General features: G+C 70.9%; 27 protein-coding genes and 1 tRNA gene. 15 read left to right on the plus strand and 13 right to left on the minus strand.

The genetic code is table 11. From position 1 onward, the window contains the following. Positions 1 to 92: 92 nt before the first annotated feature. Together E6R60_RS12305 and E6R60_RS12310 are read right to left on the minus strand one after the other, a co-directional pair. On the minus strand, positions 93 to 563 hold the full coding sequence (locus tag E6R60_RS12305; RefSeq protein WP_136326537.1) for a RidA family protein: 471 nt from the start codon (positions 561 to 563) through the stop codon (positions 93 to 95). Continuing rightward, complete coding sequence (locus E6R60_RS12310; RefSeq protein WP_003991873.1) at positions 563 to 721, minus strand: DUF4177 domain-containing protein; 159 nt, start codon at positions 719 to 721, stop codon at positions 563 to 565. The genes E6R60_RS12305 and E6R60_RS12310 overlap by 1 nt, the downstream gene beginning before the upstream one ends. An 82-nt stretch (positions 722 to 803) precedes the next feature. Between E6R60_RS12310 and E6R60_RS12315 the strand changes: the two genes are divergently transcribed. Next, complete coding sequence (locus E6R60_RS12315) at positions 804 to 1,793, plus strand: ArsA-related P-loop ATPase (RefSeq protein ID WP_136326538.1); 990 nt, start codon at positions 804 to 806, stop codon at positions 1,791 to 1,793. After that, positions 1,790 to 3,211, plus strand: coding sequence for an ArsA family ATPase (locus E6R60_RS12320; protein WP_136326539.1), 1,422 nt, complete (start codon positions 1,790 to 1,792; stop codon positions 3,209 to 3,211). The genes E6R60_RS12315 and E6R60_RS12320 overlap by 4 nt, the downstream gene beginning before the upstream one ends. A gap of 30 nt (positions 3,212 to 3,241) precedes the next feature. Here E6R60_RS12320 and E6R60_RS12325 read toward each other — a convergent pair whose 3' ends face one another. Beyond that, positions 3,242 to 3,592 (minus strand): WhiB family transcriptional regulator, encoded by a 351-nt coding sequence (locus E6R60_RS12325; RefSeq protein ID WP_185092287.1) that lies wholly within the window; start codon positions 3,590 to 3,592, stop codon positions 3,242 to 3,244. Positions 3,593 to 3,990: 398 nt separating this feature from the next. Between E6R60_RS12325 and E6R60_RS12335 the strand changes: the two genes are divergently transcribed. Next, on the plus strand, positions 3,991 to 6,231 hold the full coding sequence (locus E6R60_RS12335) for a transglycosylase domain-containing protein (RefSeq protein WP_136326540.1): 2,241 nt from the start codon (positions 3,991 to 3,993) through the stop codon (positions 6,229 to 6,231). 395 nt (positions 6,232 to 6,626) lie between these two features. On the opposite strand, the gene E6R60_RS12340 is transcribed toward E6R60_RS12335, so the two are convergent. After that, positions 6,627 to 7,091: a GatB/YqeY domain-containing protein gene (locus E6R60_RS12340; RefSeq protein WP_136326541.1), complete on the minus strand. Its 465-nt coding sequence runs from the start codon at positions 7,089 to 7,091 to the stop codon at positions 6,627 to 6,629. 79 nt (positions 7,092 to 7,170) lie between these two features. Between E6R60_RS12340 and E6R60_RS12345 the strand changes: the two genes are divergently transcribed. Together E6R60_RS12345 and E6R60_RS12350 are read left to right on the plus strand one after the other, a co-directional pair. Continuing rightward, complete coding sequence (locus E6R60_RS12345) at positions 7,171 to 8,112, plus strand: metallophosphoesterase (protein WP_136326542.1); 942 nt, start codon at positions 7,171 to 7,173, stop codon at positions 8,110 to 8,112. 116 nt (positions 8,113 to 8,228) lie between these two features. Continuing rightward, positions 8,229 to 8,302 (plus strand) — tRNA-Pro (locus tag E6R60_RS12350). 736 nt (positions 8,303 to 9,038) lie between these two features. Here E6R60_RS12350 and E6R60_RS12355 read toward each other — a convergent pair. Continuing rightward, the gene (locus E6R60_RS12355; protein WP_136326543.1) at positions 9,039 to 9,614 is read right to left on the minus strand and encodes a rhodanese-like domain-containing protein; all 576 of its coding nucleotides are present in this window, start codon (positions 9,612 to 9,614) and stop codon (positions 9,039 to 9,041) included. 84 nt (positions 9,615 to 9,698) lie between these two features. Here E6R60_RS12355 and E6R60_RS12360 point away from each other — a divergent pair, with 84 nt between their 5' ends. Continuing rightward, positions 9,699 to 9,986, plus strand: a complete 288-nt coding sequence (locus tag E6R60_RS12360) for a metal-sensitive transcriptional regulator (protein ID WP_136326774.1) — start codon at positions 9,699 to 9,701, stop codon at positions 9,984 to 9,986. A 23-nt stretch (positions 9,987 to 10,009) separates the two neighbouring features. On the opposite strand, the gene E6R60_RS12365 is transcribed toward E6R60_RS12360, so the two are convergent. The 4 genes from E6R60_RS12365 to E6R60_RS12380 form a co-directional block, all read right to left on the minus strand. Further along, on the minus strand, positions 10,010 to 10,753 hold the full coding sequence (locus E6R60_RS12365) for a sulfite exporter TauE/SafE family protein (RefSeq protein WP_136326544.1): 744 nt from the start codon (positions 10,751 to 10,753) through the stop codon (positions 10,010 to 10,012). Further along, on the minus strand, positions 10,750 to 11,115 hold the full coding sequence (locus tag E6R60_RS12370; protein ID WP_136326545.1) for a rhodanese-like domain-containing protein: 366 nt from the start codon (positions 11,113 to 11,115) through the stop codon (positions 10,750 to 10,752). Before E6R60_RS12370 ends, E6R60_RS12365 begins: the two co-directional genes overlap by 4 nt. Positions 11,116 to 11,150: 35 nt before the next feature. Further along, positions 11,151 to 12,515, minus strand: coding sequence for an MBL fold metallo-hydrolase (locus tag E6R60_RS12375; RefSeq protein WP_136326546.1), 1,365 nt, complete (start codon positions 12,513 to 12,515; stop codon positions 11,151 to 11,153). 579 nt (positions 12,516 to 13,094) lie between these two features. Next, entirely contained in the window at positions 13,095 to 13,514 is a 420-nt protein-coding gene (locus E6R60_RS12380) for an arsenate reductase ArsC (RefSeq protein ID WP_136326547.1), read from the minus strand. A 95-nt stretch (positions 13,515 to 13,609) separates the two neighbouring features. On the opposite strand from E6R60_RS12380, the gene E6R60_RS12385 reads away from it, so the two are divergent. Further along, positions 13,610 to 13,918, plus strand: coding sequence for a metalloregulator ArsR/SmtB family transcription factor (locus E6R60_RS12385; RefSeq protein WP_136326548.1), 309 nt, complete (start codon positions 13,610 to 13,612; stop codon positions 13,916 to 13,918). After that, positions 13,915 to 15,033 (plus strand): ACR3 family arsenite efflux transporter, encoded by a 1,119-nt coding sequence (arsB, locus tag E6R60_RS12390; protein ID WP_136326549.1) that lies wholly within the window; start codon positions 13,915 to 13,917, stop codon positions 15,031 to 15,033. The genes E6R60_RS12385 and arsB overlap by 4 nt, the downstream gene beginning before the upstream one ends. Before the next feature lie 52 nt (positions 15,034 to 15,085). On the opposite strand, the gene E6R60_RS12395 is transcribed toward arsB, so the two are convergent. Continuing rightward, complete coding sequence (locus tag E6R60_RS12395; RefSeq protein WP_136326550.1) at positions 15,086 to 15,451, minus strand: metalloregulator ArsR/SmtB family transcription factor; 366 nt, start codon at positions 15,449 to 15,451, stop codon at positions 15,086 to 15,088. A 105-nt stretch (positions 15,452 to 15,556) separates the two neighbouring features. On the opposite strand from E6R60_RS12395, the gene E6R60_RS12400 reads away from it, so the two are divergent. After that, positions 15,557 to 16,951, plus strand: coding sequence for an NAD(P)-binding domain-containing protein (locus E6R60_RS12400; protein ID WP_136326775.1), 1,395 nt, complete (start codon positions 15,557 to 15,559; stop codon positions 16,949 to 16,951). Between the two features lie 60 nt (positions 16,952 to 17,011). Continuing rightward, complete coding sequence (locus E6R60_RS12405; RefSeq protein ID WP_136326551.1) at positions 17,012 to 17,410, plus strand: ArsI/CadI family heavy metal resistance metalloenzyme; 399 nt, start codon at positions 17,012 to 17,014, stop codon at positions 17,408 to 17,410. Positions 17,411 to 17,470: 60 nt separating this feature from the next. On the opposite strand, the gene E6R60_RS12410 is transcribed toward E6R60_RS12405, so the two are convergent. Continuing rightward, complete coding sequence (locus E6R60_RS12410; protein WP_136326552.1) at positions 17,471 to 18,508, minus strand: YafY family protein; 1,038 nt, start codon at positions 18,506 to 18,508, stop codon at positions 17,471 to 17,473. A 94-nt stretch (positions 18,509 to 18,602) separates the two neighbouring features. Between E6R60_RS12410 and E6R60_RS12415 the strand changes: the two genes are divergently transcribed. Together E6R60_RS12415 and E6R60_RS12420 are read left to right on the plus strand one after the other, a co-directional pair. Further along, positions 18,603 to 19,001, plus strand: coding sequence for a VOC family protein (locus E6R60_RS12415; protein ID WP_136326553.1), 399 nt, complete (start codon positions 18,603 to 18,605; stop codon positions 18,999 to 19,001). 479 nt (positions 19,002 to 19,480) lie between these two features. Continuing rightward, positions 19,481 to 20,821 carry a cellulase family glycosylhydrolase gene (locus E6R60_RS12420; protein ID WP_240802538.1) on the plus strand — a complete coding sequence of 447 codons (1,341 nt, stop codon included), beginning with the start codon at positions 19,481 to 19,483 and terminating at the stop codon, positions 20,819 to 20,821. 78 nt (positions 20,822 to 20,899) lie between these two features. Here the strand turns inward: E6R60_RS12420 and E6R60_RS12425 are convergent, their stop codons facing one another. Next, positions 20,900 to 21,931 carry a LacI family DNA-binding transcriptional regulator gene (locus E6R60_RS12425; protein WP_136326555.1) on the minus strand — a complete coding sequence of 344 codons (1,032 nt, stop codon included), beginning with the start codon at positions 21,929 to 21,931 and terminating at the stop codon, positions 20,900 to 20,902. A gap of 442 nt (positions 21,932 to 22,373) precedes the next feature. Here E6R60_RS12425 and E6R60_RS12430 point away from each other — a divergent pair, with 442 nt between their 5' ends. Beyond that, the gene (locus tag E6R60_RS12430) at positions 22,374 to 23,000 is read left to right on the plus strand and encodes a precorrin-8X methylmutase (protein WP_136326556.1); all 627 of its coding nucleotides are present in this window, start codon (positions 22,374 to 22,376) and stop codon (positions 22,998 to 23,000) included. 12 nt (positions 23,001 to 23,012) lie between these two features. On the opposite strand, the gene E6R60_RS12435 is transcribed toward E6R60_RS12430, so the two are convergent. After that, complete coding sequence (locus E6R60_RS12435; RefSeq protein WP_136326557.1) at positions 23,013 to 23,768, minus strand: cobalt-precorrin-6A reductase; 756 nt, start codon at positions 23,766 to 23,768, stop codon at positions 23,013 to 23,015. Between the two features lie 11 nt (positions 23,769 to 23,779). Between E6R60_RS12435 and E6R60_RS12440 the strand changes: the two genes are divergently transcribed. Beyond that, positions 23,780 to 24,895: a cobalt-precorrin-5B (C(1))-methyltransferase gene (locus E6R60_RS12440; RefSeq protein WP_136326558.1), complete on the plus strand. Its 1,116-nt coding sequence runs from the start codon at positions 23,780 to 23,782 to the stop codon at positions 24,893 to 24,895. 263 nt (positions 24,896 to 25,158) lie between these two features. Continuing rightward, positions 25,159 to 25,953: an SGNH/GDSL hydrolase family protein gene (locus E6R60_RS12445; protein WP_136326559.1), complete on the plus strand. Its 795-nt coding sequence runs from the start codon at positions 25,159 to 25,161 to the stop codon at positions 25,951 to 25,953. The last annotated feature ends 70 nt before the right edge of the window (positions 25,954 to 26,023 follow it).

Here is a 26,023-nt window from a genome sequence, read left to right on the forward strand (position 1 = left end):
GTACATGGCCCGTACACAGATGATCCCGCCCGGTCGTCACGACCGGACGGGATCCTGGCCGGCCGGCGTCGGAACGCCGGCCGGGACACTGCTCAGGCTCCGGTCAGCTCGACCTGGACCTCGACCTCGACGGGTGCGTCCAGCGGCAGCACCGCGACGCCGACGGCGCTGCGGGCGTGCACGCCCTTGTCGCCGAGCACCGCGCCGAGCAGTTCGCTCGCGCCGTTGATCACCGCGGGCTGGCCCGTGAAGTCCGCGGCCGAGGCGACGAAGCCGACGACCTTCACGACACGGGCGATCCGGTCCAGGTCGCCCGCGACCGACTTCACGGCGGCCAGCGCGTTGAGCGCGCAGGTCTTCGCCAGCTCCTTCGCCTCGTCGGGCGTGACCTCCGCGCCGACCTTGCCGGTGACGGCGAGCTTGCCGTCCACCATCGGCAGCTGGCCGGAGGTGTACACGTACACCCCGGACTGCACGGCGGGCTGGTACGAGGCGAGCGGCGGCACGACGTCCGGCAGGGCGAGGCCCAGTTCGGCGAGCTTCGCCTCGACGGCGCCCGCCACTACTGCTTCTCCCGCTTCAGGTAGGCCACGAGCTGCTCGGGGTTGTTCGGGCCGGGAACGACCTGGACCAGCTCCCAGCCGTCCTCGCCCCAGGTGTCCAGAATCTGCTTGGTCGCGTGCACGAGAAGGGGCACGGTCGCGTATTCCCACTTGGTCATGGCCCGACTGTAATGCCTGTGCGATCGCTGCCATGCGCAGCCTCGTGCGTAGCCTGCGGCGCGACTGGTTAGGCTCGAATACGTGAGCAGGTTCCAGGTCGTCAGCGGCAAGGGCGGTACCGGTAAGACCACGGTCGCCGCCGCCCTCGCGCTCGCCCTCGCGACCGAGGGCAAACGCACCCTTCTGGTCGAGGTCGAGGGCAGGCAGGGCATCGCCCAGCTCTTCGAGGCGGACTCCCTCCCCTACGAGGAGCGCAAGATCGCCGTCGCGCCCGGCGGCGGCGAGGTGTACGCGCTCGCGATCGACGCCGAGCGCGCCCTCCTCGACTACCTCCAGATGTTCTACAAGCTCGGCAGCGCGGGCCGGGCGCTGAAGAAACTCGGCGCCATCGACTTCGCCACCACCATCGCGCCCGGTGTCCGGGACGTCCTGCTGACGGGCAAGGCGTGCGAGGCGGTACGGCGCAAGGACAAGCGGAATCGGTTCGTCTACGACTACGTGATCATGGACGCCCCTCCGACCGGCCGCATCACCCGCTTCCTCAACGTGAACGACGAGGTGGCGGGGCTGGCCCGGATCGGCCCGATACACAATCAGGCCCAGGCCGTGATGAGGGTGCTGAAGTCTCCCGGGACGGCCGTGCACCTGGTGACCCTCCTGGAGGAGATGCCGGTCCAGGAGACCGCCGACGGAATCGCGGAGCTGCGGGCCGCCGAACTCCCGGTGGGCCGGGTCATCGTGAACATGGTGCGTCCGCACCTGCTGGACGAGGACGCGCTGCGCACCGCCGCGGGCGGGCGGCGCAAGGAGATCGCCAAAACGCTCACCCGGGCCGGTGTGACCGGCTCCGCGGGGCTCGTACGCCCCCTGGTCGAGCAGGCGGCCGAGCACGCCCAGCGGGTCGAGCTGGAGCGCGAGCAGCGGGCCGTGCTGGCGGGACTCGGGCTGCCGGGGTACGAACTCCCGCTGATCGGCGAGGGCGTGGACCCGGCAGGGCTGTACGAGCTGGCGGTGGAGCTGCGCAAGCAGGGCGTGGGCGAAGGGGCGGGGGAACAAGGGGTGGGTTCATGACATCGGGCACGGAAGCGAGCACGGGCGGGGAAGCGAGCACCGGGGCGGGTACGGAGCCGGAAACGGAACCGGACGCCGCTCCCGCCCTGGAGACCGACGCCCTGCTCGACGACCCCGGCATCCGGATCATCGTGTGCTGCGGCTCCGGCGGCGTCGGCAAGACGACGACCGCGGCGGCCCTCGGCGTGCGCGCGGCCGAGCGCGGCCGCAAGGTCGTCGTCCTCACCATCGACCCGGCGCGCAGACTCGCCCAGTCCATGGGAATCGACTCCCTGGACAACATCCCCCGCCGGGTGAAGGGCGTGGGGGCTCAGGGCGCCGGCGAACTGCACGCCATGATGCTCGACATGAAGCGGACCTTCGACGAGATCGTCGAGGCGCACGCGGACGGGGAGCGGGCCCGGGCGATCCTGGAGAACCCCTTCTACCAGTCCCTGTCGGCCGGTTTCGCGGGCACGCAGGAGTACATGGCGATGGAGAAGCTCGGTCAGCTCCGGGCGCGCGACGAGTGGGACCTGATCATCGTCGACACCCCGCCGTCGCGGTCCGCGCTGGACTTCCTGGACGCGCCGAAGCGGCTGGGCTCGTTCCTGGACGGGAAGTTCATCAAGCTGCTGATGGCCCCGGCGAAAATGGGCGGCCGGGCCGGAATGAAGTTCCTCAACGTGGGCATGTCGATGATGACGGGGACGCTGGGCAAGCTGCTCGGCGGCCAGTTCCTGCGGGACGTGCAGACCTTCGTCGCCGCGATGGACACCATGTTCGGCGGGTTCCGCACCCGCGCCGACGCCACGTACAAGCTCCTCCAGGCCCCCGGCACTGCGTTCCTCGTCGTCGCGACACCGGAGCGGGACGCGCTCCGCGAAGCGGCGTACTTCGTGGAACGGCTGGCCGCGGAGGACATGCCGCTGGCAGGTCTGGTGCTCAACCGGGTCCACGGCAGCGACGCCGCCCGGCTCTCCGCCGAGCACGCGCTGGCCGCCGCAGAAAATCTTGAGGCCGACGGCATTGTGGATCAGGGGGCCGGGAAGGCTGGACTTCGTGAGCCCGCCGAATCCCCCGCGGCCGGTTCCGCACGGACCCCGGACCCCGCAGGAGCCGCCACCCCCGAACCGTCCGAGCACGCCTCGGAGCAGGACCCCGCCGACATCGCGGACGCCGGTGCCGACGCCGCAATGGACCCCGTGACAGCCGCCGTGACCGTCGACCAGCTGACGGCAGGCCTGCTGCGTCTGCATGCCGAACGGATGCAGGTGGTCGCGCGCGAACAGCGCACACGCGACCGCTTCACCGCGCTGCATCCCGAGGTGGCCGTGACCGCGGTGGCCGCGCTGCCCGGAGATGTCCATGACCTCGCAGGGCTGCGAGCCATCGGGGACCGGCTCGCGACCGGTTCCGCCCCGGCCGGAGCTGCGTAGTCACCCCGTCGTCCGTCCCGCCGCCCGGGACTACCCCACGGCGGCGAGCGTCTCGTGCAGTTCGTCGTCCTCCAGCCCGATCGCCACGGGCAGGATGCCCGTGGACCGCTCGTACTCGCTGCGCGCGGTCTCCAGCAACCGGCGCCAGGACGTGACCGTCGGGCGCCGGCGCAGCAGTGCGCGGCGCTCCCGCTCGGTCATTCCACCCCACACGCCGAATTCGACGCGATTGTCGAGCGCGTCCGCAAGGCACTCGGTCCGCACCGGGCAACCGGTGCACACCGCCTTGGCCCTGTTCTGCGCTGCCCCTTGTACGAACAGTTCATCCGGATCGGTAGTGCGGCAGGCTGCCTGCGCACTCCAGTCGGTTACCCAGCCCATCCCGGCGCCGTCCTCTCCCGAATCGAGGCTCCCCCACGGCGGTAGCGGCATATTCACCGCTGCCAGTTGAGGACGTTACGGAAGGTGGCGACAGCACAACACCCCCTTCGGGCCCAATCTTGAATGGCCCGAACGGACTATGCGTACGCGGCAGATCACCCAGGGGAGTGATGCAAGGACATGCAGGACTATCCCGGAAGAATCGGGACAGATCACCTGAGCCATAACGGACGGTCGATGACACACGAGGCGATTTCGGGAGCGCCTGAACTCGTGGCCGGGTCATGCACAGGGTCATGCAGGGGGGTTGATACGAAACCGGACTGCTGTGACAGTTGAGAGCAGCTTAGGCCAAGGCATATACGTGTGTCCGGCGAATGAGAACGTAGGCTGCCCCCATGCCAAAGAAGCGCTCGGGCGGGGGTCTCACGACGACCCAGCAGGCCGCCAAGTTCCTCGGTGTCGCCGCACTCTCCGGAGTGGTCATGGCGGGCATCGCGCTGCCGGCCGCCGGAGCACTGGGTCTCGCCGCGAAGGGGACGGTCGACGGATTCGACGAGATCCCGGCCAACCTCAAGACTCCGCCGCTGAGCCAGCGCACCACGATCCTGGACAACCAGGGCGGCCAGATCGCCACGGTCTACTCGCGGGACCGGACCGTGGTGCCGCTGACGAAGATCTCCCCGTACATGCAGAAGGCGATCATCGCGATCGAGGACGCCCGCTTCTACGAGCACGGCGCCGTCGACCTCAAGGGCATCCTGCGGGCGATGAACCGCAACGTACAGGCGGGCGGGACCGCGCAGGGCGCGTCGACCCTCACCCAGCAGTACGTGAAGAACGTCTTCGTCGAGGAGGCCGGTGACGACCCGACCAAGGTCGCCCAGGCAACCCAGCAGACGCTGGGCCGCAAGGTCCAGGAGCTGAAGTACGCGATCCAGGTCGAGGAAGAGCTCGGCAAGAAGAAGATCCTGGAGAACTACCTCAACATCACCTTCTTCGGGCAGCAGGCGTACGGCGTCGAGGCGGCCTCCCAGCGCTACTTCTCCAAGTCGGCGAAGGACCTGAAGCTGGAGGAGGCTGCGATGCTCGCCGGCATCGTGCAGTCACCCAGCCGCTACGACCCCGTCAACGACAAGGAAGAGGCGACCAAGCGCCGCAACACCGTCATCCAGCGGATGGCCGACGTCGGGGACATCTCGCCGGAAGAGGCCGCCAAGGCCAAGGAGACCCCGATCAAGCTGAAGGTGAAGCGGCCGAAGAACGGCTGCATCACCGCGGTCAGCGGATCCGGCTTCTTCTGCGACTACGTACGCCAGATCGTCACGAGCAATCCGGTGTTCGGGAAGACCGCCAAGGAGCGCGCCAAGCTCTGGGCGACCGGCGGACTGACCATCAAGACGACCCTGGACCCGCGGTCCCAGGCCGCCTCCAACGAGGCGGCGACCTCCCGGGTCCACGAGACCGACAAGGTCGCGGCCTCGGTCGTCCAGGTCCAGCCCGGTACGGGCCAGATCCTGGCGATGGCCCAGTCCCGTCCGTACGGACTCGACGCGGCCAAGCACCAGACCGTGCTGAACCTCTCCGTCGACCACAAGATGGGCGGCAGCTACGCCGGCTTCCAGGTCGGGTCGACCTTCAAGCCCATCACCGCTGCCGCCGCGCTGGAGAAGGGCATCAGTCCGGCGCAGAGCTTCACCACCCCCCACGAGATCTCGCTGCCCGGCGAGAGCTTCCGCACCTGCGACAACCGGCCTGCGGACGACAAACCGTGGGAGGTGGGGAACGAGCTCGAATCGGAGAAGGGCATGTTCGACATGACCAGCGCGCTGGGCAAGTCGATCAACACCTACTTCGCGAAGCTCGAGCAGAAGACCGGCCTCTGCGAGACGCTGGCGATGGCGAAGAAGGTCGGCTACAACCGCGGCGACAACAAGCCGCTGTGGCAGGTCGCCAACACCACGCTCGGCGGTCAGGAGTCGACGCCTCTGGCGATGGCCTCGGTCTACGCGACGTTCGCCAACCGGGGCACGTACTGCTCCCCGGTCGCGCTGCTCTCGGTCACCAAGCCGGACGGCAAGCGGATCGGCGTACCGAAGTCGACGTGCGACCGGGCCATGAGCGAGCACACGGCCGACACGATCAACCAGATGCTCAAGGGCGTCGTCGCGGACGGCACCGGCCAGTCGGCCGGCCTCAGTGACCGTGACAACGCGGGCAAGACCGGTACGACCGACGAGCGCATCAACGCCTGGTTCGTCGGCTACACGCCGAACCTGTCCACGGCGGTGTGGGTCGGCAGCGACGGCGCCAAGCAGATCCCGATGAGCAACATCACCATCGGCGGTCAGTACTACGAGGACGTCTGCGGTGGCTGTCTGCCCGGTCCGATCTGGAAGACGGCGATGACGGGCTCCCTCGACGCCTCCGAGACTCCGGCCTTCAACCCGGTCGATGTCCCGCGGGCGAAGGTGAAGGAAGACAAGGACAAGGGCAAGGGCCAGGACAAGAAGAAGCCGGGTGACGACGACAAGTCCGGCGACGACACCCCCTTCCCCGGCATCAGCATCTCGCCGGACCTGCTCGGCGGGAACGACGGGAACGGCCGCGGTCACGGCGGCGGGACGAACGGCCCCTGACCGGGCCGCCGGCCGCAGGCCGCGTACGTCCGTCAGACATGAAGGTGGGGCGCCCCCGGCTCGGGGGCGCCCCACCTTCATGTCTGCTGCGTGCCGAGCCCGTCGGTGCTGCGGGCGCGCTGCCTGCGTGGGTGCCTGCGCGCCTGCGTGCCTGCGTGCCTCTGTGCGGCTATGCGCTGGCGGCGAGGGGCTGCCCCGGTTGGGGCTCCGGCTGGGGGCTGCCCGCTTGGTGCCCCGGCAGGTTGTCGGGCTGTCAGGCCGGCCGGAGGCCTGGGGCCTGAGGCCCGGAGGCCTGGGTGCCGGAGGCCGGTAGGCCGCCCGGCTGCCTGCTTGCCGATGCCAGGTGCCTCCGGCGGCCGCTTGGCACAGCCTGCCGCCTGCCGCGTTTCGTCGACTCAGCCGGCGAGGAGCTTCTTCACCGCGGCGGCCACCCGGCCGCCCTCGGCGCGCCCCGCGACCTTCGGGTTCACGAGCTTCATGACCGCGCCCATCGCGCGCGGCCCCTCGGCCCCGGCGGCCTTCGCCTCGTCGACGGCGTACGCCACGATCGCGGTCAGCTCGTCGTCGCTCAGCTGCTTCGGGAGGTAGGCGTCGAGCAGCTCGCCCTCCTTCGTCTCCCGCTCGGCCTGCTCGGTCCGGCCGCCCTTCGCGAAGGCCTCGGCCGCCTCGCGGCGCTTCTTGGCCTCCTTGGCGATCACCTTCTGCACCTCGTCGTCGGAGAGTTCGCGGGCCGTCTTGCCGCCGACCTCCTCCTTGGTGATCGCGGTGAGGGTCAGCCGGAGCGTGGACGAGGTCAGCTCGTCGCGCGCCTTCATGGCCGTGGTGAGGTCTTCCTTGAGCTTGGACTTGAGCGTGGTCATGGGGTGATTGTGGCAGGTGCGGGGTGTCCACCGCCCGCCGGTTTTCCTGTGGGCACGCCCTGTCTGCGACGATGGGCGCATGCGCGCACGCTACGGAGTACCCCTGAAAATCACGGCGGTCACCGCCGCGGCCGGCGCCGCCGGTCTCGCCTACGCGGCCGGATTCGAGGCCCGCTCGTTCCGTCTGCGAAGGGTCGCCATCCCCGTACTCCCGCACGGAGCACGCCCGTTGCGCGTCCTGCAGATCTCGGACGTGCACATGGTCAGCGGCCAGCGCAAGAAGCGGGCCTGGCTGCAGTCCCTGGCGGGGCTGCGCCCGGACTTCGTCGTGAACACCGGTGACAACCTCTCCGACCCGGAGGCCGTACCCGAGCTGCTCGACGCTCTCGGCCCGCTGATGGAGTTCCCGGGCGTGTACGTGTTCGGCTCCAACGACTACTACGGCCCCAAGCTCCGCAACCCCGCCCGCTACCTCTTCGAGAAGGCGGCGGGCAAGCACGGTCTCAACGGGAACGCCCCGGCGGTCGGCGTCGTCCACAACCCGTGGGAACCGATGCGCGACGCCTTCGACGAAGCGGGCTGGCTGAACCTGTCCAACACCCGGGGCCGGCTGAAGCTCGACGGCCTGGAGCTGGCCTTCACCGGCCTCGACGACCCGCACATCAAGCGCGACCGCTACGCGGAGGTCTCGGGCGGCCCCGAGACGGGCGCCGACCTCTCCATCGCCGTGGTCCACGCCCCCTACCTGCGCTCACTCGACGCCTTCACCGCGGACGGCTACCCGCTGATCCTGGCCGGCCACACCCATGGGGGCCAGCTCTGCATCCCCTTCTACGGGGCGCTGGTCACCAACTGCGACCTGGACACGGACCGGGTGAAGGGCCTCTCCAGCCACACGGCCGACGGCCACCGCGCCTACCTCCACGTCTCGGCGGGCTGCGGCACGAACCGCTACACCCCGGTCCGCTTCGCCTGCCCCCCGGAGGCGACCTTGCTGACCTTGACGGCACGGGACGTGTGACCGCTTGCGTACGGTCTGTGGCTGCGAGCACCCGCGCGATCGGCACAAAAAGCGGATTTCGTCTCCGGCCGCCGGTGGGCTAAAGTAATCGATGTCGCCGGGAGACCGGCGGCGATCGGGGTGTAGCGCAGCTTGGCAGCGCGCTTCGTTCGGGACGAAGAGGTCGTGGGTTCAAATCCCGCCACCCCGACAGCCGTAAGACCAGGTCAGGGGCCTGATCCACTGAGTGGATCAGGCCCCTGAGTGGTTTCCGGGGGCGCCTTGGAGAGCCCGGGGCGGGGGCCGACTCCTGCGCCGGTCAGCCCAATAGCTCGCCCAGCATTTTCCGGTACTACCGCGCCGGGTCCGACCGCAGGCCGATGCACCACGGACGGATGCTCTTCCGTCTGGAGGCAGGACAACTTTCTGCCGCCCACTCTCATCGAGGGTTCCTCGCCTTCAAGATGTCTCCTTGCCGCTCTCTTCCCACCAAGTGCCGACCTGGCCATGGCCGGAGGCGGTACCAGGGCCGGATCACCGCCGAAGCCTGCATCACCGCAGCCCTGCTGGGCAGCGCCGGGATCGTCCTCATGGCGGCGGACAGCCAGGGAAGCGGCTGGAGCGAGACCACCTCATCCGGATCCAGCAACAGCCCTGCCGCACGAGACGGGCTGACTACCGTCTCTCGCACCCTTCCTCCTCCCGCTGCCGCCGTATTCCGACAGGGACTTCAGCGACTGGACAGCGCATACGCCCGTCTCACCACGGAGCCGCAAGGCTCACTGATCGGCCTCCTCCTTGGCGCGGAGTCGCGGGGTCGGCAACTGGGCTGGTGGTGGCATCGGCGGCCCGAGCCACTGCCCTGGTGACCCGATCCCCTTCGATCGTTGTCCGCGCAGCGCGGAGGGCAGGGATGCGGAGGTCCGGTTCCCTGCCCTCTTTCCCGCTCAGCGGTTGCGGAGCTCGGCCAGGGCTTTGTCGAGGTCGGCGGCGCGGGGGCGGTTGTGGGGGAGCTTGGCGAGCAGGGCGCCCATGCCGCAGGTGTTGGTGAGGGCGGAGAAGACCAGTCCGGCGGCGATGGCCGCCGAGAGGATCTGGAAGGCCGGGTGGACGAGGAGCCCGAGGAGGAGGCCGATCAGGACGATCGCCCCGGCGGTGAAACGGACTTGGCGCTCCATGCCCCAGGTGGCACGGGTGATGCCCTGGGGGCGGTGGAGGTCGTGGCCCTCGGCGGTCCAGGCGCCGGTGCCGCCGGAGAGGGTGGCACTGGCGATGTGGTGGTCGGCGAGGATGCGGCAGGCGTTCTCGGAGCGGGCTCCCGAGGCGCAGACCACCAGGACGTCACCGCGCTCGGCGGCGTGACGGATGTCGGGCAGCGCCCGCTGGATCTGGTCCAGGGGGATGTTGAGGGCGCCGGGCAGGTGACCGCCGGCGTATTCGCCCGGGGTGCGGACGTCGATCACGGTCAGTTCGGGCAGGCGGGTGCGGGCCTCGCCGGTGCCGAGGGTGGTGGGCGTGGTCATGGCAGGTGTCATCCTTTGGGTTCGGCGTGCCCCGAAAACGGGGAGTATATTTTTACCCCTGGGGGTATGCGATGAGGAGTGATGATGGAGCTTGATCTGGCGGGTGCGGAGCTGAAGGCGGTCCTGAACCGGCTGCGCCGCGCGCAGGGGCAGATCTCCGGGATCATCCGGATGATCGAGGAGGGCCGGGACTGCGAGGAGGTCGTGACGCAGCTGGCGGCCGCGTCCCGGGCGCTGGACCGGGCCGGTTTCGCGATCATCGCCACCGGACTCCAACAGTGCCTGACCGAGGTGGAGGACGGCACCCGTACCCCTGAGGACCGCGATGAGATGCGCGGCCGGCTGGAGAAACTGTTCCTGTCCTTGGCCTGACCCGCCGACGGCGGGGGGCGGCCTCAGACGACCACGTCGATGAGCATCACGGCCGCCACAGCCAGCAGTACGAACGCGAAGACGCGCTGCAGGGTCAGTCCGGCGATCTTCGAGGCGAGGCGTTTGCCGTCCCAGGCGCCGAGGATCGCCGCCCCCGTGAAGGGTGCGATCACCTCCCAGCGCAGGTCACCGCCCGTGCCCGTCCGCGCGGTGAGCGCGGCCAGGGAGTTGACAGTGATGACCAGGAGGCTGGTGCCCACCGCCTGCTTCATCCGCAGGCCGAGCACGCCCACCAGGGCCGGCACGGCGAGGAACCCGCCGCCTACGCCGAGGAATCCGGTCACGGCACCGAGTCCGGCGCCGACGCCGGCCGCCTTGCCGGGACGCACCCGCTCGGGCGGCGCGGATGCGGCCGGGCGGAGCATCCGCAGGGCCGCCAGGGCGGCGACGACCGAGAAGGCTCCGGTGAGCACGGCAGCCGGAAGGTGGCCTGCCGAGGCTCCGGCGAGGAAGGCGGGCACGATGCCCGCCGCCGCGAACAGCGCGCCCGTCCTCCAGGCGACGTTGCCGTCCCGGGCATGTGCGTACAGGGCGGTCGCAGAAGTCGCGGCGACGATGATCAGGGCGGCGGTGGTCGCCGACGCCGGGGTGAAGTCGAGCAGGTAGATCAGGGCAGGGACCGCGAGCACGCTGCCGCCGCCACCCAGGGCACCGAGGGCCAGACCGATGACGGCCCCGGCGATCAGGGCGAGTACGAGGGTGCTCACGCTGTCGAGCCGCTGTTCCCGCGCTCGCTGACGACCGGGTATCCGGCGGCGGCCCACGCGTTCATGCCGCCCTTCACATCCACCGCGTCCACGCCCCGTTCCACCAGGAGCTTCGCGGCCTGCTGGGAGCGGTGCCCGCTGCGACAGATCACCACCAGCGTCCGCCCCCGCGCGGACACCGGCACGGCCGCGCCCGCGAGCAGTCCCGTCAGCGGGACGTGCACGGCGTCGGGGGCGTGCCCGGCCTTCCACTCGGGCTTCTCCCGCACATCCAGCAGGACGGCCTCGGGCCGCTCACCAGCGGTGCGGGTGCGCGCTTCGGCCACGGACAGGCGCGGTGCCTTGCGGTTGAAGAGGAACATCGTCGGTTTCGCCTTTCTCCTGGGTTCCTTGAGGTTCAGCCGGTGACGACGGACAGTCCGGCGTCGGCGGCGGCGTCGAAGGCGTCGTCCACGGCCACCACCTGCCGTCCGGCGGCATCCAGCAGGGAGGCGGCGATTCCCGCGCGCATGCCGCCCGCGCAGTGCACCCAGACCGTGCCGTCCGGCACCTCGCCGAGCCGGCCGTGCACCTGGTGGATCGGGAGGTGGACCGAGCCGGCTATCCAGCCCTCGGCGCGCTCGGAGTCACGGCGTACGTCCAGCACCACGATCCGGTCGAGGTCCTGGTCCGCGAGTTCCGCGAACGTGGCACGCGGGAACGAAGCCGGGCTCTCACCGTCCGGCAGCCACGCGGCGGGGCCTCCGGTCGCGGCGGCGGCCGGCCGGTCGATGCCGACCCGGACCAGTTCGCGCTGGGCCGCGGCCAGTTGCTCGGCGGTCTCGGCGAGCAGGGTGACGGGCTTGCCCCACGGGATCATCCAGGCCAGGTAGGTCGCGAGCTTGCCGTCCAGCTCGAAGTTGAACGAGCCCGCCACATGCCCCTCGGCGAAGGCGATTCGGCCGCGCAGGTCCACCACCCACTCGCCTGCCGCGAGCCTGGCGGCGATCTCCCGCGGGTCGGCGACGGCGGGCGGCGTCATGTCGACCGGGTCGGGACCGGCGGCGTTGGCCGGTCCCATGTGCGCGTAGTAGGCGGGCACGTCCTCGAGGCCCGCGAGCAGCTCGGCGACGAAGGTGTCCACGTCCACGGTCAGAGCCGTGTTGGCGGCCTTCTCCTTGCCGATGGTCGTGGTGTCGCCGTCCGCCTGGGCCGAGGAGCAGAAACTGCCGAACCCATGGGTGGGCAGGACCGCCGTGTCGTCGGGCAGGGCGTCGGCGAGCCGGTGCGCCGAGGCGTGCTGGGCGCGGGCCAGCCCTTCGGTCAGCCGCGGCTCGACGAGATCGGGCCGGCCGACCGTGCCGATGAGCAGCGAGCCGCCCGTGAACGCGGCGACGGGCCGGCCCGTCTCCCGCAGCACATAAGCGGTGTGGTGCGGCGTGTGTCCGGGTGTGGCGACGGCGGCCAGGGTCAAGCCGGCCCGGGTGTCGACGTCGACCGTGTCACCGTCGGAGACCGGAGTCCTGGCGAAGGCCACGGGGGCGCCGGCGGGCACCAGGTAGACGGCACCCGTGATCCGGGCCAGTTCCAGACCGCCGGTGACGTAGTCGTTGTGCACGTGGGTTTCCACCACGTGCGCGATGCGCACCCCCCGCCGGGCGGCCGCGGCCAGTACCTGGTCGATGTCCCGGGGCGGGTCGACCGCCACCGCCGCCGACTCGCCGCCGGCGAGGTAGCTGCGGTTGCCCAGGCCCTCCAGCTCGATCACGTCAACGAAGAACACTTCGATACTCCTTTCGTCGCATTACCCCCCGGGGTATGTCATCCACACTAACATTCGTACCCCCGGGGGTATGTTTCAGCGAGTGGCGAGCGTCACGGCGCAGACCCTCAGCCGGGCGACCGAACGACCGAGGGCCGCGGAGCCGGCGAGGAGGGCATGCCGAAGGGGGCCGCCGCCAAGGTCGACACCGGCAGGGGCGAACCCGGCCCGATCCTTCGGTCCGAGCAGGAAGGGGCTCACGGCCGGGAGCCGGTCGGAGCAGGGAGTCGCTGGCGGCCGGGAGCCGGTCCGAGCAGGGAGTCGCTCGCGGCCGGGAGCCGGTCCGAGCAGGGAGTCGCTCGCGGCCGGGAGCCGGTCCGAGCAGGGAGTCGCTCGCGGCCGGGAAGGCGCGTGGCCTCCGGCGAGAGTCCCGCTTCAGCCCTCGGACTCGTACCGCCGAAGGTCCCGGCCCGCGCCGACGGAGCCGCCCGGCCTGCCGAGCCGGCGCTCCCGACGCCGGTGGAGGGGGTCAGGGAGCCGTCGGCGAAGTCCCGGCCGGCGAGCGATCGGCGGCGGGGCAGGTGACGTCCGGCTCGTGGTTCACGCCGCCTGCGGGGCGATCTCCTCGATCAGACCCTCGACGAGAACCCTGATCTCGTCACGGATGGGGCGGACGGCCTCCACGCCCCGGCCGGCCGGGTCGTCGAGCTTCCAGTCGAGGTAACGCTTTCCCGGGAAGACGGGGCAGGTGTCGCCGCAACCCATCGTGACGCACACGTCGGAGTCCCGGACGGCATCGGTGGTGAGGATCTTCGGGGTCGCGGCGGCGATGTCGATGCCGACCTCGGCCATCGCCTCTACGGCGGCGGGGTTGACCGAGGCCCCCGGGTCCGACCCGGCGGAGCGGACCTCGACGCGGTCCCCTGCCAGATGGGTCAGCCAGGCGGCCGCCATCTGGGAGCGGCCGGCGTTGTGGACGCAGACGAACAGGACGGACGGCTTGCCGGCGGAGTCGGCCATAGTGATCGTTCTCTCTCGTCGCACGGCGGGACGCGCCCGCCCATGACTTCAGCCCACCGTGATATCAGCGGGCGATGATGTGAAAGTATCAGCGCATGCTGACTTCAGTCGATCCTGATCTGCTGCGGGTACTGGGCGATCCGCTCCGCCTCCAGATCGTCACCCTGCTGGCGCGCGAGACGCTCTGCACGACCCACCTGGTCGAGGAGACCGGCGCGAAGCAGACGAACCTGTCCAACCACATGAAGGTCCTGCGCGAGGCCGGCGTGGTGGAGACCGAGCCGTGTGGCCGCTTCACCTACTACAAGCTGCGCCCCGAGGTCCTCGCCGGCCTCTCCGAGCAGTTCGCGGCGCTGGCCGAGTCCGCCCGTACCGCTTCCGGGAACAAGAGGGCCTGCCCGTGACCTCCTCCGAGCCCACCACCGCGCCCGCTCCGGCCGGCGGCTCGGACTCGATCACCGGGAAGCTCTCCACCCTCGACCGTTACCTCGCGATGTGGATCCTGCTCGCCATGGCTGTCGGCCTCGGGCTGGGACGCCTGGTCCCGGGCATGAACGACGCGCTGGCGAAGATCGAGGTGGGCGGCATCTCCCTGCCGATCGCGCTCGGTCTGCTGGTCATGATGTACCCGGTGCTGGCCAAGGTCCGCTACGACCGGCTCGACAGCGTCACCGGTGACCGCACACTGATGGTGTCCTCGCTGGTCGTCAACTGGATCGTCGGACCTGCGTTGATGTTCGCCCTGGCATGGATCTTCCTGCCCGACCTGCCCGAGTACCGCACCGGCCTGATCATCGTCGGCCTCGCCCGGTGCATCGCCATGGTCATCATCTGGAACGACCTCGCCTGCGGCGACCGCGAGGCCGCCGCTGTCCTCGTCGCCCTGAACTCGGTGTTCCAGGTGTTCGCGTTCGGCCTGCTGGGCTGGTTCTACCTCGACCTGCTGCCCCGCTGGATGGACCTCGGCGACGGCCAGGGCCTGGACGTGTCCGTCTGGCGCATCGCGCTGAACGTCGTCGTCTTCCTCGGCGTCCCGCTGCTGGCCGGCTTCCTCACCCGCCGCGTCGGCGAGCAGAAGAGGGGCCGCGCCGCCTACGAGCAGAAGTTCCTGCCGAGGATCGGGCCGTGGGCGCTGTACGGGCTGCTGTTCACGATCGTCGTCCTGTTCGCCCTTCAGGGCAGGACGATCACCTCGCAGCCGCTGGACGTCGTACGGATCGCGCTGCCGCTGCTGGCCTACTTCGCGGTCATGTTCTTCGGGACCTTCCTCCTCGGCAAGGGCCTCGGCCTCGCGTACGACCGCACCGCCACGCTCGCGTTCACCGCCGCGGGCAACAACTTCGAGCTGGCCATCGCCGTCGCCATCGCCACCTTCGGGGTCACCTCCGGCCAGGCGTTGTCCGGCGTGGTGGGTCCGCTGATCGAGGTCCCGGTGCTGATCGGCCTGGTGTACGTAGCGCTGGCCTGGCGCAAGAGGTTCACCCCGTCCGCCCCGGGCGCCTCGGCGGGAGGCTCCTGAGGCGCTGCCGGCCCAGCGGCGCGAGGACCGACGGGCAGGCTCGGGCGGCGGGTCAGCCGCGCAGGTCGAGCATGGCGGACATGGCCCCGACGACCGAGGGGGCGACCCGGTAGTAGACCCAGGTCCCCCGCCGCTCCGAGGTCAGCAGGCCGGCCTCGCGCAGCTTCTTCAGGTGGTGGGACACGGTCGGCTGGGAGACGCCGACGTCGGAGATGTCGCACACGCACGCCTCGCCGCCCGCATGCGACGCGACCTTGGAGAACAGGCGCAGCCGCACCGGGTCGGACAGGGCCTTGAACATCACGGCCATCTTCTCCGCGTCGCCCTGCGACAGCTCGCCCGCGGTGATCGGCGGACAGCACGGCACCACCGTTCCGGCGTCCGGTACCGGCAGCTCCGCGACCTCTGAATTCGACATGCGTCTATGTTGACACCCATCGATACCAGTGGCAAGCTCCATACATAGACAGTGATCGAATCAGCGACCCGGGTGTGGTCGCCCGTTCTGGAGGACATCACCGCCATGACCACCGCAGACCTTCCTGTCATCGTCATCGGTGCCGGCCCCACCGGACTGGCGGCCGCCGCTCACCTCGTCGAGCGCGGAATCGAGCCCTTGGTGGTGGAAGCCGGCCCCACGGCCGCCACCGCGGTGCGCGGCTGGTCGCACGTACGGCTGTTCTCCACCTGGAGCGAGCTCACCGACCCGGCCGCCGAGAAGCTGCTGGCGGCGGCCGGCTGGGCCAAGCCCGCCGCGGACGCCTACCCCACCGGTGGCCAGTGGGCCGAGCGGTACCTCCAGCCGCTCGCCGACACCCTCGGCGACCAGGTCCGCTACGGCGCCACCGTCACCGGTGTCTCCCGCCTCGGCCGTGACCGGATCGTCGACGCCGACCGGGAGCGGCAGCCCTTCACCGTTCGCCTCGCGCTCGCCGACGGCACCGAGGAGCGGGTCCTGGGCCGCGCCGTGATCGACGCGTCCGGCACCTGGTCCACACCGAGCCCGATCGGTGCCGACGGCCTCCCCGCCCTGGGCGAGCACGCCGCGTCCGCCCGCGTCTCGTACCGCATCCCCGACCTCAGGGACCCCGCGGTCCGCGCCCGGTACGCGGGACGGCGCACCGCCGTCATCGGCTCCGGAGCCTCCGCGTTCACCGCTCTTGCCGGCCTGGCCGGCCTGGCGAAGGACGAACCGGGTACGCACGCGACGTGGATCCTGCGTCGCGGCATCAGCGGCTCCACCTTCGGCGGCGGCTCCGCCGACCAGCTCCCCGCACGCGGCGCCCTGGGCCTGGCGGCGAAGGCCGCCGTCGACGACGGATACGCCGACGCCGTCACCGGCTTTCGCACCGAGACCCTCCGGCCCACCGCCGACGGCCGCCTGATCCTGGCCGGCGAGGACGGCCGGCGCCTCGACCCGGTGGACGAGGTCATCGTCCTCACGGGCCTGCGCCCCGACCTGTCCTTCCTGTCCGAACTCCGCCTCGCTCTGGACGAGCGCCTGCAGGCGCCGGTGGAGCTCGCCCCGCTCATCGACCCGAACCAGCACTCCTGCGGAACGGTGTACCCGCACGGCCACCGCGAACTCTCCCACCCCGAACCCGGCGTCTACCTGGTCGGCATGAAGTCCTACGGCCGCGCCCCGACCTTCCTCGCCCTGACCGGCTACGAACAGGTCCGTTCCGTCGCCGCCGCCCTCGCCGGCGACACCGAGGCCGCCGACCGCGTCGAACTCACCCTGCCCGAGACCGGGGTCTGCGGCGGCGCCGGGCTCTTCGACGACCCCGCCGCCGGCCAGTCCGGCCCGGACGGCTGCTGCGCCCCGGCCGCCCCCGCTCTCGTACAGATCGGCACGGGCATCTCCCTGCCGCTCGCGGTCGCCGAGGACGCTTCGTCCGGCGGTTGCTGCGGGTCCTGAAGCACCGCGTCCCGGCCCGTGCCGGCCGGGACGCGACCGCACCGAGTCAGGAGGAACCCCATGTCACGTGTACAGCTCGCCCTGCGCGTCCCCGACCTCCAGGCCGCGATCGCCTTCTACAGCAAGCTCTTCGCCACCGAACCGGCGAAACTCCGTGACGGCTACGCCAACTTCGCCCTCACCGAACCACCGCTCAAGCTCGTCCTCGTCCAAGGCTCGCCCGATGAGGACACGCGCATGGATCACCTGGGCGTCGAAGTCGACACCACCGAAGCCGTCCGCGCCGCCACCACCCGCCTCCAGGACGACGGGCTGGCCACCGACGTCGAAAACGACACCACCTGCTGCTACGCCCTCCAGGACAAGGTCTGGGCCCACGGCCCCGGCCGGGAACCGTGGGAGGTGTACGTCGTCAAGGCAGACGCCGACTCCATGGCCAAGCGCAAGAACGGCACCTGACCCGCGGCGCGTCAGAGCAACGGCGTTGCTGCTCCACGGGCCTGTCCTGGATCTTCACGATCAGTCGCTCCCCGGCAGGATCCCGGAGGACCTGTCGTCACCCGGCGGGTCGCGACGGGCGGAGTGGGCGAGGCGTTCGGCGAAGGCTTCGACGAGGCCGCGGAGTTCCTCCGGCCGTTCGATGACGAACGGCCGGTCCAGTGAGGCGAGTACCGCCGGCAGCCAGTCGAGGCGCTCGACGCGGAGGTCGACGCGGGCCCACGGTCCGGGCTCCCGTGCGGCGTCGCCCTCCGGGGGCGGCAGCTCCTCCACGAGCGCGAGGCCGGCGGGGAGGCGGCTACGGATCTGCTCGGCCGTGCCCTGGACGCGCAGGGTCACCTCGTGCCGGTACGGAGCGGTGGCGAGCCCCGTCAGTACGCGCGTCGCCGGGTCCGGTCCGGTGGGCGGTGCGAACGAGCCGGGCAAGGTCCTCACGGCGCTGATGCGGTCCAGCCGGAACGTCCGGTCCTCCCCGGCCGCGGGGTCCGCGGCCGTGACGTACCACTTCCCCGAGTGGGCGACGATGCCGTGCGGATGCAGGGTGCGTTCGCTGCGCCGGCCGTCGGCGGCGGTGTACCGGACCGAGACCGGCCGATGGCGGGTCACCGCGTCGGCGATCGGGAGCAGCACCGCGGAGTCCGGGGGCTCCGCCTCGCCGGGCGGAGCCGTGAAGGCGAGGGTTTCGAGTACGGCGTCCAGTGCGCGTCTCAGCCGTTCGGGCAGCACCCGCCGGATCTTGGCCGCCGCCGTCTCGCCCGCCGACCCCAGCGCCGTCGTCAGCCCGGACCGGCGGCCCGCCACCAGGCCGAGCAGGACGGCGAGCGCTTCGTCGTCGTTCAGCATGAGCGGGGGCATGCGGTACCCGGGGGCGAGCCGGTAGCCGCCGTAGCGGCCGCGCACCGACTCGACGGGCACGTCGAGGTCGATGAGGTGTCCGGCGTAACGCCGCACGGTGCGTTCGTCGACGCCGAGCCGGCCGGCGAGTTCCGGCACGGTGCGGATGCCGCCCGACTGCAGGAGCTCCAGCAGGGCGAGGACGCGGGCGAGGGGGCGGGCCATGGACACAAGTCTGCCGCCGATACCGGGCCGGTTCCGCCCGGTATTGCTCGTAGCGTGCGTCGCAAGCACCCGACCACCAGGAGAAGAGAACCCCATGGACTTCGTCTCTGTCCGCGTCATCAGCGGCGACGTGGCCCGCCTCGTCGCCTTCTACGAGCGCGCCACCGGCGTATCCGCCCGCTGGGCCAACGAGGACTTCGCCGAGCTCAGGACCGCTTCGGCCACCCTCGCGATCGGCAGCACCCGCACCGTCCCGCTGTTCGCACCCGGCTCCGCCCGTCCGGCCGAGAACCGCAGCGTGATCCTCGAGTTCCGCGTCGACGACGTGGACGGCGTGTACGAGAGGTTGACCGGTTTCGTGGAGGACTTCGTCAACGAGCCCACCACGATGCCCTGGGGGAACCGCGCGCTGCTGTTCCGCGACCCCGACGGCAATCTCGTCAACTTCTTCAGCCCCGTCACGCCGTCCGCCATCGAGAGGTTCGCCCGGTGACCGGACGGCCCGGGCCATGCTCAGAGGCCGGGGAATCGGGCGATTCGGCCATTCCGGCGCGCGGCGACTATTAAACCGCAGCTAAACTTAACCGGTTTGGTTCCAACGGTTGTCTCCCCCTTCACATGCCCCTAACCTCTCTTCCAGTCGCCTGATCGGAAGATGAACTCCCCGCGCACACCACCCATGTGAGCACGCATCACGGGGCCGCTCATCGGCCGTTTCTCGCGATCGATATCCTCGCCGGCCGGCGAGAGCCGCAATCACTATCCGGCCGACGAGCATTCCTCCCACCCCGGCCGCATTTCCTTTCGCCACGGAATATGGAATGCGCCTCGGAAGTCACACGCCGTCGCGCCGTTCGCGGCACGCCCCGGGGTGGAGGACGACCGCCATATACGGCAGAGCGTGACGCGTCGGACGGCCCTGCGTTCCGGTCCGTGGGCACGCCACCACATTGGGAGCGACATATGAGAAGGATGCTGGCCACCGCTGCGGGAGCGCTGCTGGCCGTCACCGCCGCCGTGCTCACCGCACCCCACGCGGCCCAGGCCGCCGATGCGTCCACGGGGTTCCACGTCAGCGACGGGCGCCTGCTCGACGCCAACAACAAGGACTTCGTCCTGCGCGGGGTCAACCACGCCCACACCTGGTACACGGCCAGGACTCCGCAGGCTCTCAAGGACATCAAGGCCCTCGGCGCCAACTCGGCGCGCGTGGTGCTCAGCACGGGCGACCAGTGGACCAAGAACGACACCGCCGACGTCGCGGCCATCGTCAGCCAGTGCAAGGCCAGCCGCCTGGTCTGCGTGCTGGAGGCCCACGACACCACCGGGTACGGCGAGGCCGGCGCCGCGGTTCCGCTCTCCCGCGCGGTGGACTACTGGAAGGGGATCAAGAGCGCGGTCGAGGGCCAGGAGAAGTACATCATCCTGAACCTGGGCAACGAGCCGTACGGAAACACCGGCTACGCGAACTGGACCTCCGGCACCACCGACGCCATCAAGAGCATGCGGGCCGCCGGGTTCAAGCACACCATCATGGTGGACGCCCCGAACTGGGGCCAGGACTGGTCCTTCACCATGCGGGACAACGCGGCAGGAGTTTTCGCCGCCGACCCCGACAAGAACACGGTCTTCTCGATCCACATGTACGGCGTCTATGACACGGCCGCCGAAGTGAAGGATTACCTGAACCGGTTTGTGTCACAGAAGCTGCCGATCGTCGTCGGTGAATTCGGGGACGCGCATTCGGACGGCAACCCGGACGAGGACGCGATCATGGCCACGGCCCAGCAGCTGGGTCTCGGCTACCTGGGCTGGTCCTGGAGCGGCAACGGCGGCGGGGTCGAGTACCTGGACCTGGCCACCGGCTTCGACGCCGGCCGGCTGACCACGTGGGGCCAGCGGCTCTTCAACGGCGCCAACGGGATCAAGGCGACCTCGCACGAGGCCAGCGTGTACGGCAGCACGGACGGCGGCGGCGACGGAAACGGCGGGACCAGCCCCTGCCAGGTGAACTACCGGCTCAGCGACTGGGGCAGCACCTTCAACGCAGACGTCACCATCCGCAACACCGGCACCACCGCGGTCAAGGGCTGGAAGCTCCAGTTCTCCTTCCCGGGTGAGCAGAGGGTCAACTCCGCCTGGAACGCCAAGGTCAGCCAGCAGGGAAAGGCGGTCACCGCCACCCACGAGGCCTGGACCGAGACCATTCCGGCAGGGGGGTCGGTGAGCTTCGGCTTCAACGGCTCCTCCACCTCGGCCAACAGCGCGCCCGGCGCCTTCACGCTCAACGGCACGTCCTGCACCAAGGCCTGACCGGACCAGAACGCTCCGCCCCGTGAGAGGGCGGAGGGAGGGGGTCTCCCCGCCCGGCCGGGCGGGGAGACCCCCTCTTCACCTACCGGCAGGGGCATGCGCGGTGGAACCGCGCGGGGTGAGGGACGGGGTCGGCACCTGTACGGAACCGGTGTGCTGCCCCTCTATGACGGCGAACAGCGTACGGGCCACCTGCGCCCCGAAGCTGTGCACGTCGTGGCTCATCGCCGACAGCGTGGGATGAGTGATCCGGCACAGCTGCGAGTCGTCCCAGGCCAGCAGCGAGAGGTCGTCGGGGACCACGAACCCCATCTCCGCGGCGACCCCCGCCCCTGCCACGGCCATGATGTCGTTGTCGTAGACGATGGCCGTCGGACGGTCGGCCGACATCAGGAGGGAGCGGGTGGCCCGGGCCCCCTCGCTCCCGTCGAAGCCGGTCGCGATCTGCCGGCCCTCCTCCAGTCCCAGCTCCCGCAGCGTGGCCGCGAAGGCCGCGGCCCGGATGGCACTGTGCCCGAGACCGACCGGGCCGCCGACACGGGCGATACGCCGGTGCCCGAGCGCCGCCAGATAGCGGACGGCCTCGTCCGTGGCGGTGGCGTCGTCGGTCCACACCGCGGGAAACGAACCGGTGAGGGACGGATGTCCGACGGCCACCGCCGGCAGCCCGATGGACTGCAGCGCCGGGACCCGCGGATCGTCCTCGTGGAAGTCGACCAGGATCGCGCCGGCGATCGTCTGGCTCCGCCACCAGGAGCGGTACAGCTCCGTCTCCTCGTCGAGGTCCCGCACCAGCCTCAGCAGCAGCGAGTACTGCCGGTCGGCCAGGACGCTCTCGATCCCGGAGATGAAGTCCATGTAGAACGGTTCGAGCCCCAGCAGCCGGGCGGGGCGGCACAGGGCGAGGCCGACGATGTCGACCCGCTGGCTGGAGAGGCTGCGCGCGGTGAGGTTCGGGGACCAGCCCAGCTCCTTGGCCGCCTCGAAGATCCTCTGACGGGTGGCTTCCGAGACGCCCGGCTTCTGGTTGAACGCCAGGGAGACGGCCCCCTTGGAGACGCCGGCGCGGGCGGCGACGTCCTTGATCGTCACACGTGCGGGACTGTTCACCTCGCGTCCGCGCGGCAGCGGGAGAAGGACGGCCGCGCCGCGGCGTGCGGAGCGAGGCGGCCGTTTCGAAGGAGAGGATGTCTCGGGAGAGTGCGCGCGCTTACCACGAGGCCGACTGTATCGCCCCTGCCCGCCCCCGCCCCGGCTGCCTGACACCTCCCTCGGACCGGACGCCCCGCAGCGCTGTGACACCGCTCCGGGGATACTGCCGGTGCGGTGTCCCGCGGTGCTCGTGGGGGCGGTGCGGTGCGTAGGGCTCCAGGGGTTCACGACCGTGCCCGTACGAGCGTCCGTACGGCACCCGACGCAGAGACGATGTGCCCGTACGGCCGTTCCCGACGCGGAGACGACGTGCGCGTACGGCCGTTCCCGACGCGGAGACGACGTGCGCGTACGGCCCTTCCCGACGCAGAGACGCAGAGACGAAAAGAGCGAGAGCACTGTGCACCAGTACGAGAAGGACGGACCGGCCATCTATCGCCAGTCCTTCGCCACCATCCGGGCCGAGGCGGATCTGACGGGCCTGCCGGCCGATGTGAGCCAGGTGGCGGTCCGGATGATCCACGCCTGCGGCATGGTCGACCTGGTGCGCGATCTCGCCTTCAGCCCGGACGTGGCGAGCCGCGCCCGTGCGGCGCTGCGCGGCGGGGCGCCGATCCTGTGCGACGTGGCGATGGTGGCCAGCGGCATCACCCGGCGGCGGCTGCCCGCGGACAACGAGGTGGTGTGCACCCTGTCCGACCCGTCGGTCCCCGCACTCGCGGCGGAGCTCGGTACGACCCGCAGCGCCGCTGCTCTGGAGCTGTGGCGCGACCGGCTGGACGGTGCGGTCGTCGCCGTCGGGAACGCCCCCACCGCACTGTTCCGGCTGCTCGAACTGATCGAGGAGGGGGCGCCGCGGCCGGCCGCCGTCATCGGTGTGCCGGTCGGTTTCGTGGGCGCCGCCGAGTCCAAGGACGCCCTGGCGGCGCACCCGTCGGGGCTCGACTACCTGATCGTGCGGGGCCGGCGGGGCGGCAGCGCGATGGCGGCCTCGGCCGTCAACGCCCTTGCGAGCGAGGAGGAGTGAGCCGGCCGGGGGTCAGCGGGCGTGGCCGAGGAGCTCGCGCAGCAAGCTGACGGCCTCTTCCGGCTTACCGGCCACCGCCACGCCTTCCGGGACCGGTGGCCGGCGCACCACGACCACCGGGATCCGCGCCTCGCGGGCCGCGGCGAGCTTGGGGGCGGTGGCGGCGCCGCCGCTGTCCTTCGTGACGAGGACGTCCACGCGGTGGCGGCGGATCAGCTCGCGCTCCCCGTCGAGGGTGAACGGCCCCCGGGCCGGCAGCGTCTCCATGCGCGCGGGGTACGGCGGTTCGGGCGCGTCCACCGACCGCGCCAGGAACCAGAGCCCGTCCAATCCGGCGAAGGCCCCGAGGCCGAGGCGTCCCGTCGTGAGGAAGACCCTCCGGCCCAGGGCGGGGAGCACCGCCGCGGCCTCCTCCAGGGATACGACCGGGTGCCAGTCGTCGCCCGGGCCGGGCACCCAGCCGGGGCGGCGCAGAGCCAGCAGAGGAACATGGGCGGCAGCGGCACCGGCGGCCGCGTGGAAACTGATCGTCCCGGCGAAAGGATGGGTGGCGTCGATGAGCGCATCCACCCGGTGCGTACGCAGCCAAGCGGCCAGGCCCCCGGCTCCGCCGAAACCACCGATGCGCACCTCACCGGGCGGCAGCCTCGGTCCGGCCACCCGGCCGGCCAGCGAACTGGTCACCCTGGACCCCTCGGGCAGCGCCGCCACCAGCAGCCCGGCCAGCCGACGGGCTTCCGTCGTGCCGCCGAGTACGAGCACGTGCATCGGAGCCCTCCATGAGTGAGGCGACGGGTGGACGCGGCGCCCAACTCAAGCACACCGGTCTGCGCCCCGGCTGGACCACGGGTGCCTGCGCGACCGCTGCCGCGACGGCCGCGTACACGGCGCTGCTGACCGGCGAGTTCCCCGACCCGGTGGCCATCTCGCTGCCCGGCGGCCAGACCCCGGCCTTCGCGCTCGCGCGGGAGGAACTGCTCGACGGCCGGGCCATGGCCGGCATCGTCAAGGACGCGGGCGACGATCCCGACGTCACGCATGGGGCTCTCGTACGGGCCACCGTGCGGGTCCTGCCGCCCGGCTCGGGTGTGGTGTTCCGGGCGGGGCCGGGCGTGGGCACGGTCACGCTGCCCGGCCTGCCGCTCGAGGTCGGTGAGCCCGCGGTCAATCCCGTGCCGCGCCGGATGATGCGCGAGCACATCGGGCGGGTCGCGGCGGAGCACGGCGGCGCGGGGGACGTGGAGATCACGCTCTCCGTGGACGACGGCGAGGAGATCGCCCGTTCCACGTGGAACCCCCGCCTGGGCATCCTGGGCGGGCTCTCGATCCTCGGCACCACCGGTGTGGTGGTGCCGTACTCCTGCTCGGCGTGGATCGACTCGATCCGCCGCGGGGTGGACGTGGCGCTGGCCGCCGGACAGACCCATGTCGCGGGGTGCACCGGTTCCACCTCGGAGAAGACCGTGGTGGCCGAGTACGGGCTGCCCGAGATCGCCCTTCTGGACATGGGGGACTTCGCGGGCGCGGTGCTCAAGTACGTACGCCGTCATCCGGTGGCGCGGCTCACCGTCTGCGGAGGGTTCGCCAAGCTGTCGAAGCTGGCGGCCGGCCATCTCGATCTGCACTCGGGACGCTCCCAGGTCGATCCGTCGTTCCTGGCCGGGCTGGCGCGGCTGGGCGGGGCCGACGACGCCTTGACGGCCGAAGTGGCCGCGGCGAACACCGGGCTGGCGGCGCTCCGCTCCTGCATGGCGCGCGGCATCGCGCTCGGTGACCTGGTGGCTTCGGCGGCCAGGGACGAGGCGCTGTCGGTGCTGCGGGGCGCGCCGGTCGCCGTCGACGTCCTCTGCATCGACCGGGCGGGTGTGGTGGTCGGGCGCAGCAGCGTGCGCTGAGGCTCCGGCCGGGCCCGCTTCGTGGCGCCCGCACACCCCTCTCGCCGCCGCCTGCGAAATGATGAGCTGGTGGTCCTCAAACCTTCGTTTCAGGGCGAGTTGCAGGTTTATCTACGCGCGGAGCTATGACTCCCAACTGATCATTCGGGCAAATCAGGCAGGTTTCCGCACGTCTACTACTGGCGGGTTCGCGGAGCTGCTACAACAGATGACGCTCCATCAACTCCCCCCACTTCCCCCCACACTTCGGAGGGCTGACAGCTATGTCAGTACGGAGATTCTGGGCGTCCGCAACCACGCTGATCCTCGCCGCCGTGACGGCTCTCGGCATGACCCACCCGGCCTCGGCCTCCACCGGAGGGTACGTCGCCCTGGGCGACTCGTACTCGTCCGGCGTCGGCGCCGGAAGCTATCTGTCCGACAGCGGTGACTGCCGCCGCAGCACCCTGGCCTATCCCTACCTGTGGGCGGCGGCGAACTCCCCTTCGTCGTTCGCCTTCGTCGCCTGTTCGGGTGCCACCACCAGCTCCGTGGCGAGCGGACAGCTCGGCCCGCTGAACTCGTCCACCTCGCTGGTCAGCGTCACCGCCGGCGGCAATGACGTCGGGTTCGCGGACGTCATGCAGGACTGCGTACTGTCCAGCGAGTCCACCTGCCTCGCCAGCGTGAACGCGGCCGTGGGCCAGATGAACAACACGCTGCCCTCCCGCCTGGGTTCGCTCTACGCGTCGATCCATTCCAGGGCTCCGCAGGCACATGTCGTCGTGCTGGGCTACCCCCGCTTCTACAAGATCGGCGGCAGCTGCGTCGCCGGTCTCACGGAGAAGGAGCGCACCGCGATCAACGACGCGTCCGCCGTGCTGAACGGGGTGATCGCCAAGCAGGCGGCGAACGCCGGCTTCGCCTTCTCCAGCGTCGTCGACGAGTTCACCGGGCATGAACTGTGCTCCGGCGACGCATGGCTGCACAGCGTCTCGATCCCGATCGAGAACTCGTACCACCCCAAGGCGGTGGGCCAGTCGAACGGCTATCTGCCCGCCTTCCGTTCGGCCGCGTAGGCCCGACGGCGAGGGGGCGCGGCCCGCTCCGGAGTTCCCGGCTCCGGAACGGGGCCGCGCCTCTCCCGTA

Source organism: Streptomyces sp. A0642 (genome assembly GCF_004795105.1).
In the GTDB taxonomy this organism is placed as follows: domain Bacteria; phylum Actinomycetota; class Actinomycetes; order Streptomycetales; family Streptomycetaceae; genus Streptomyces.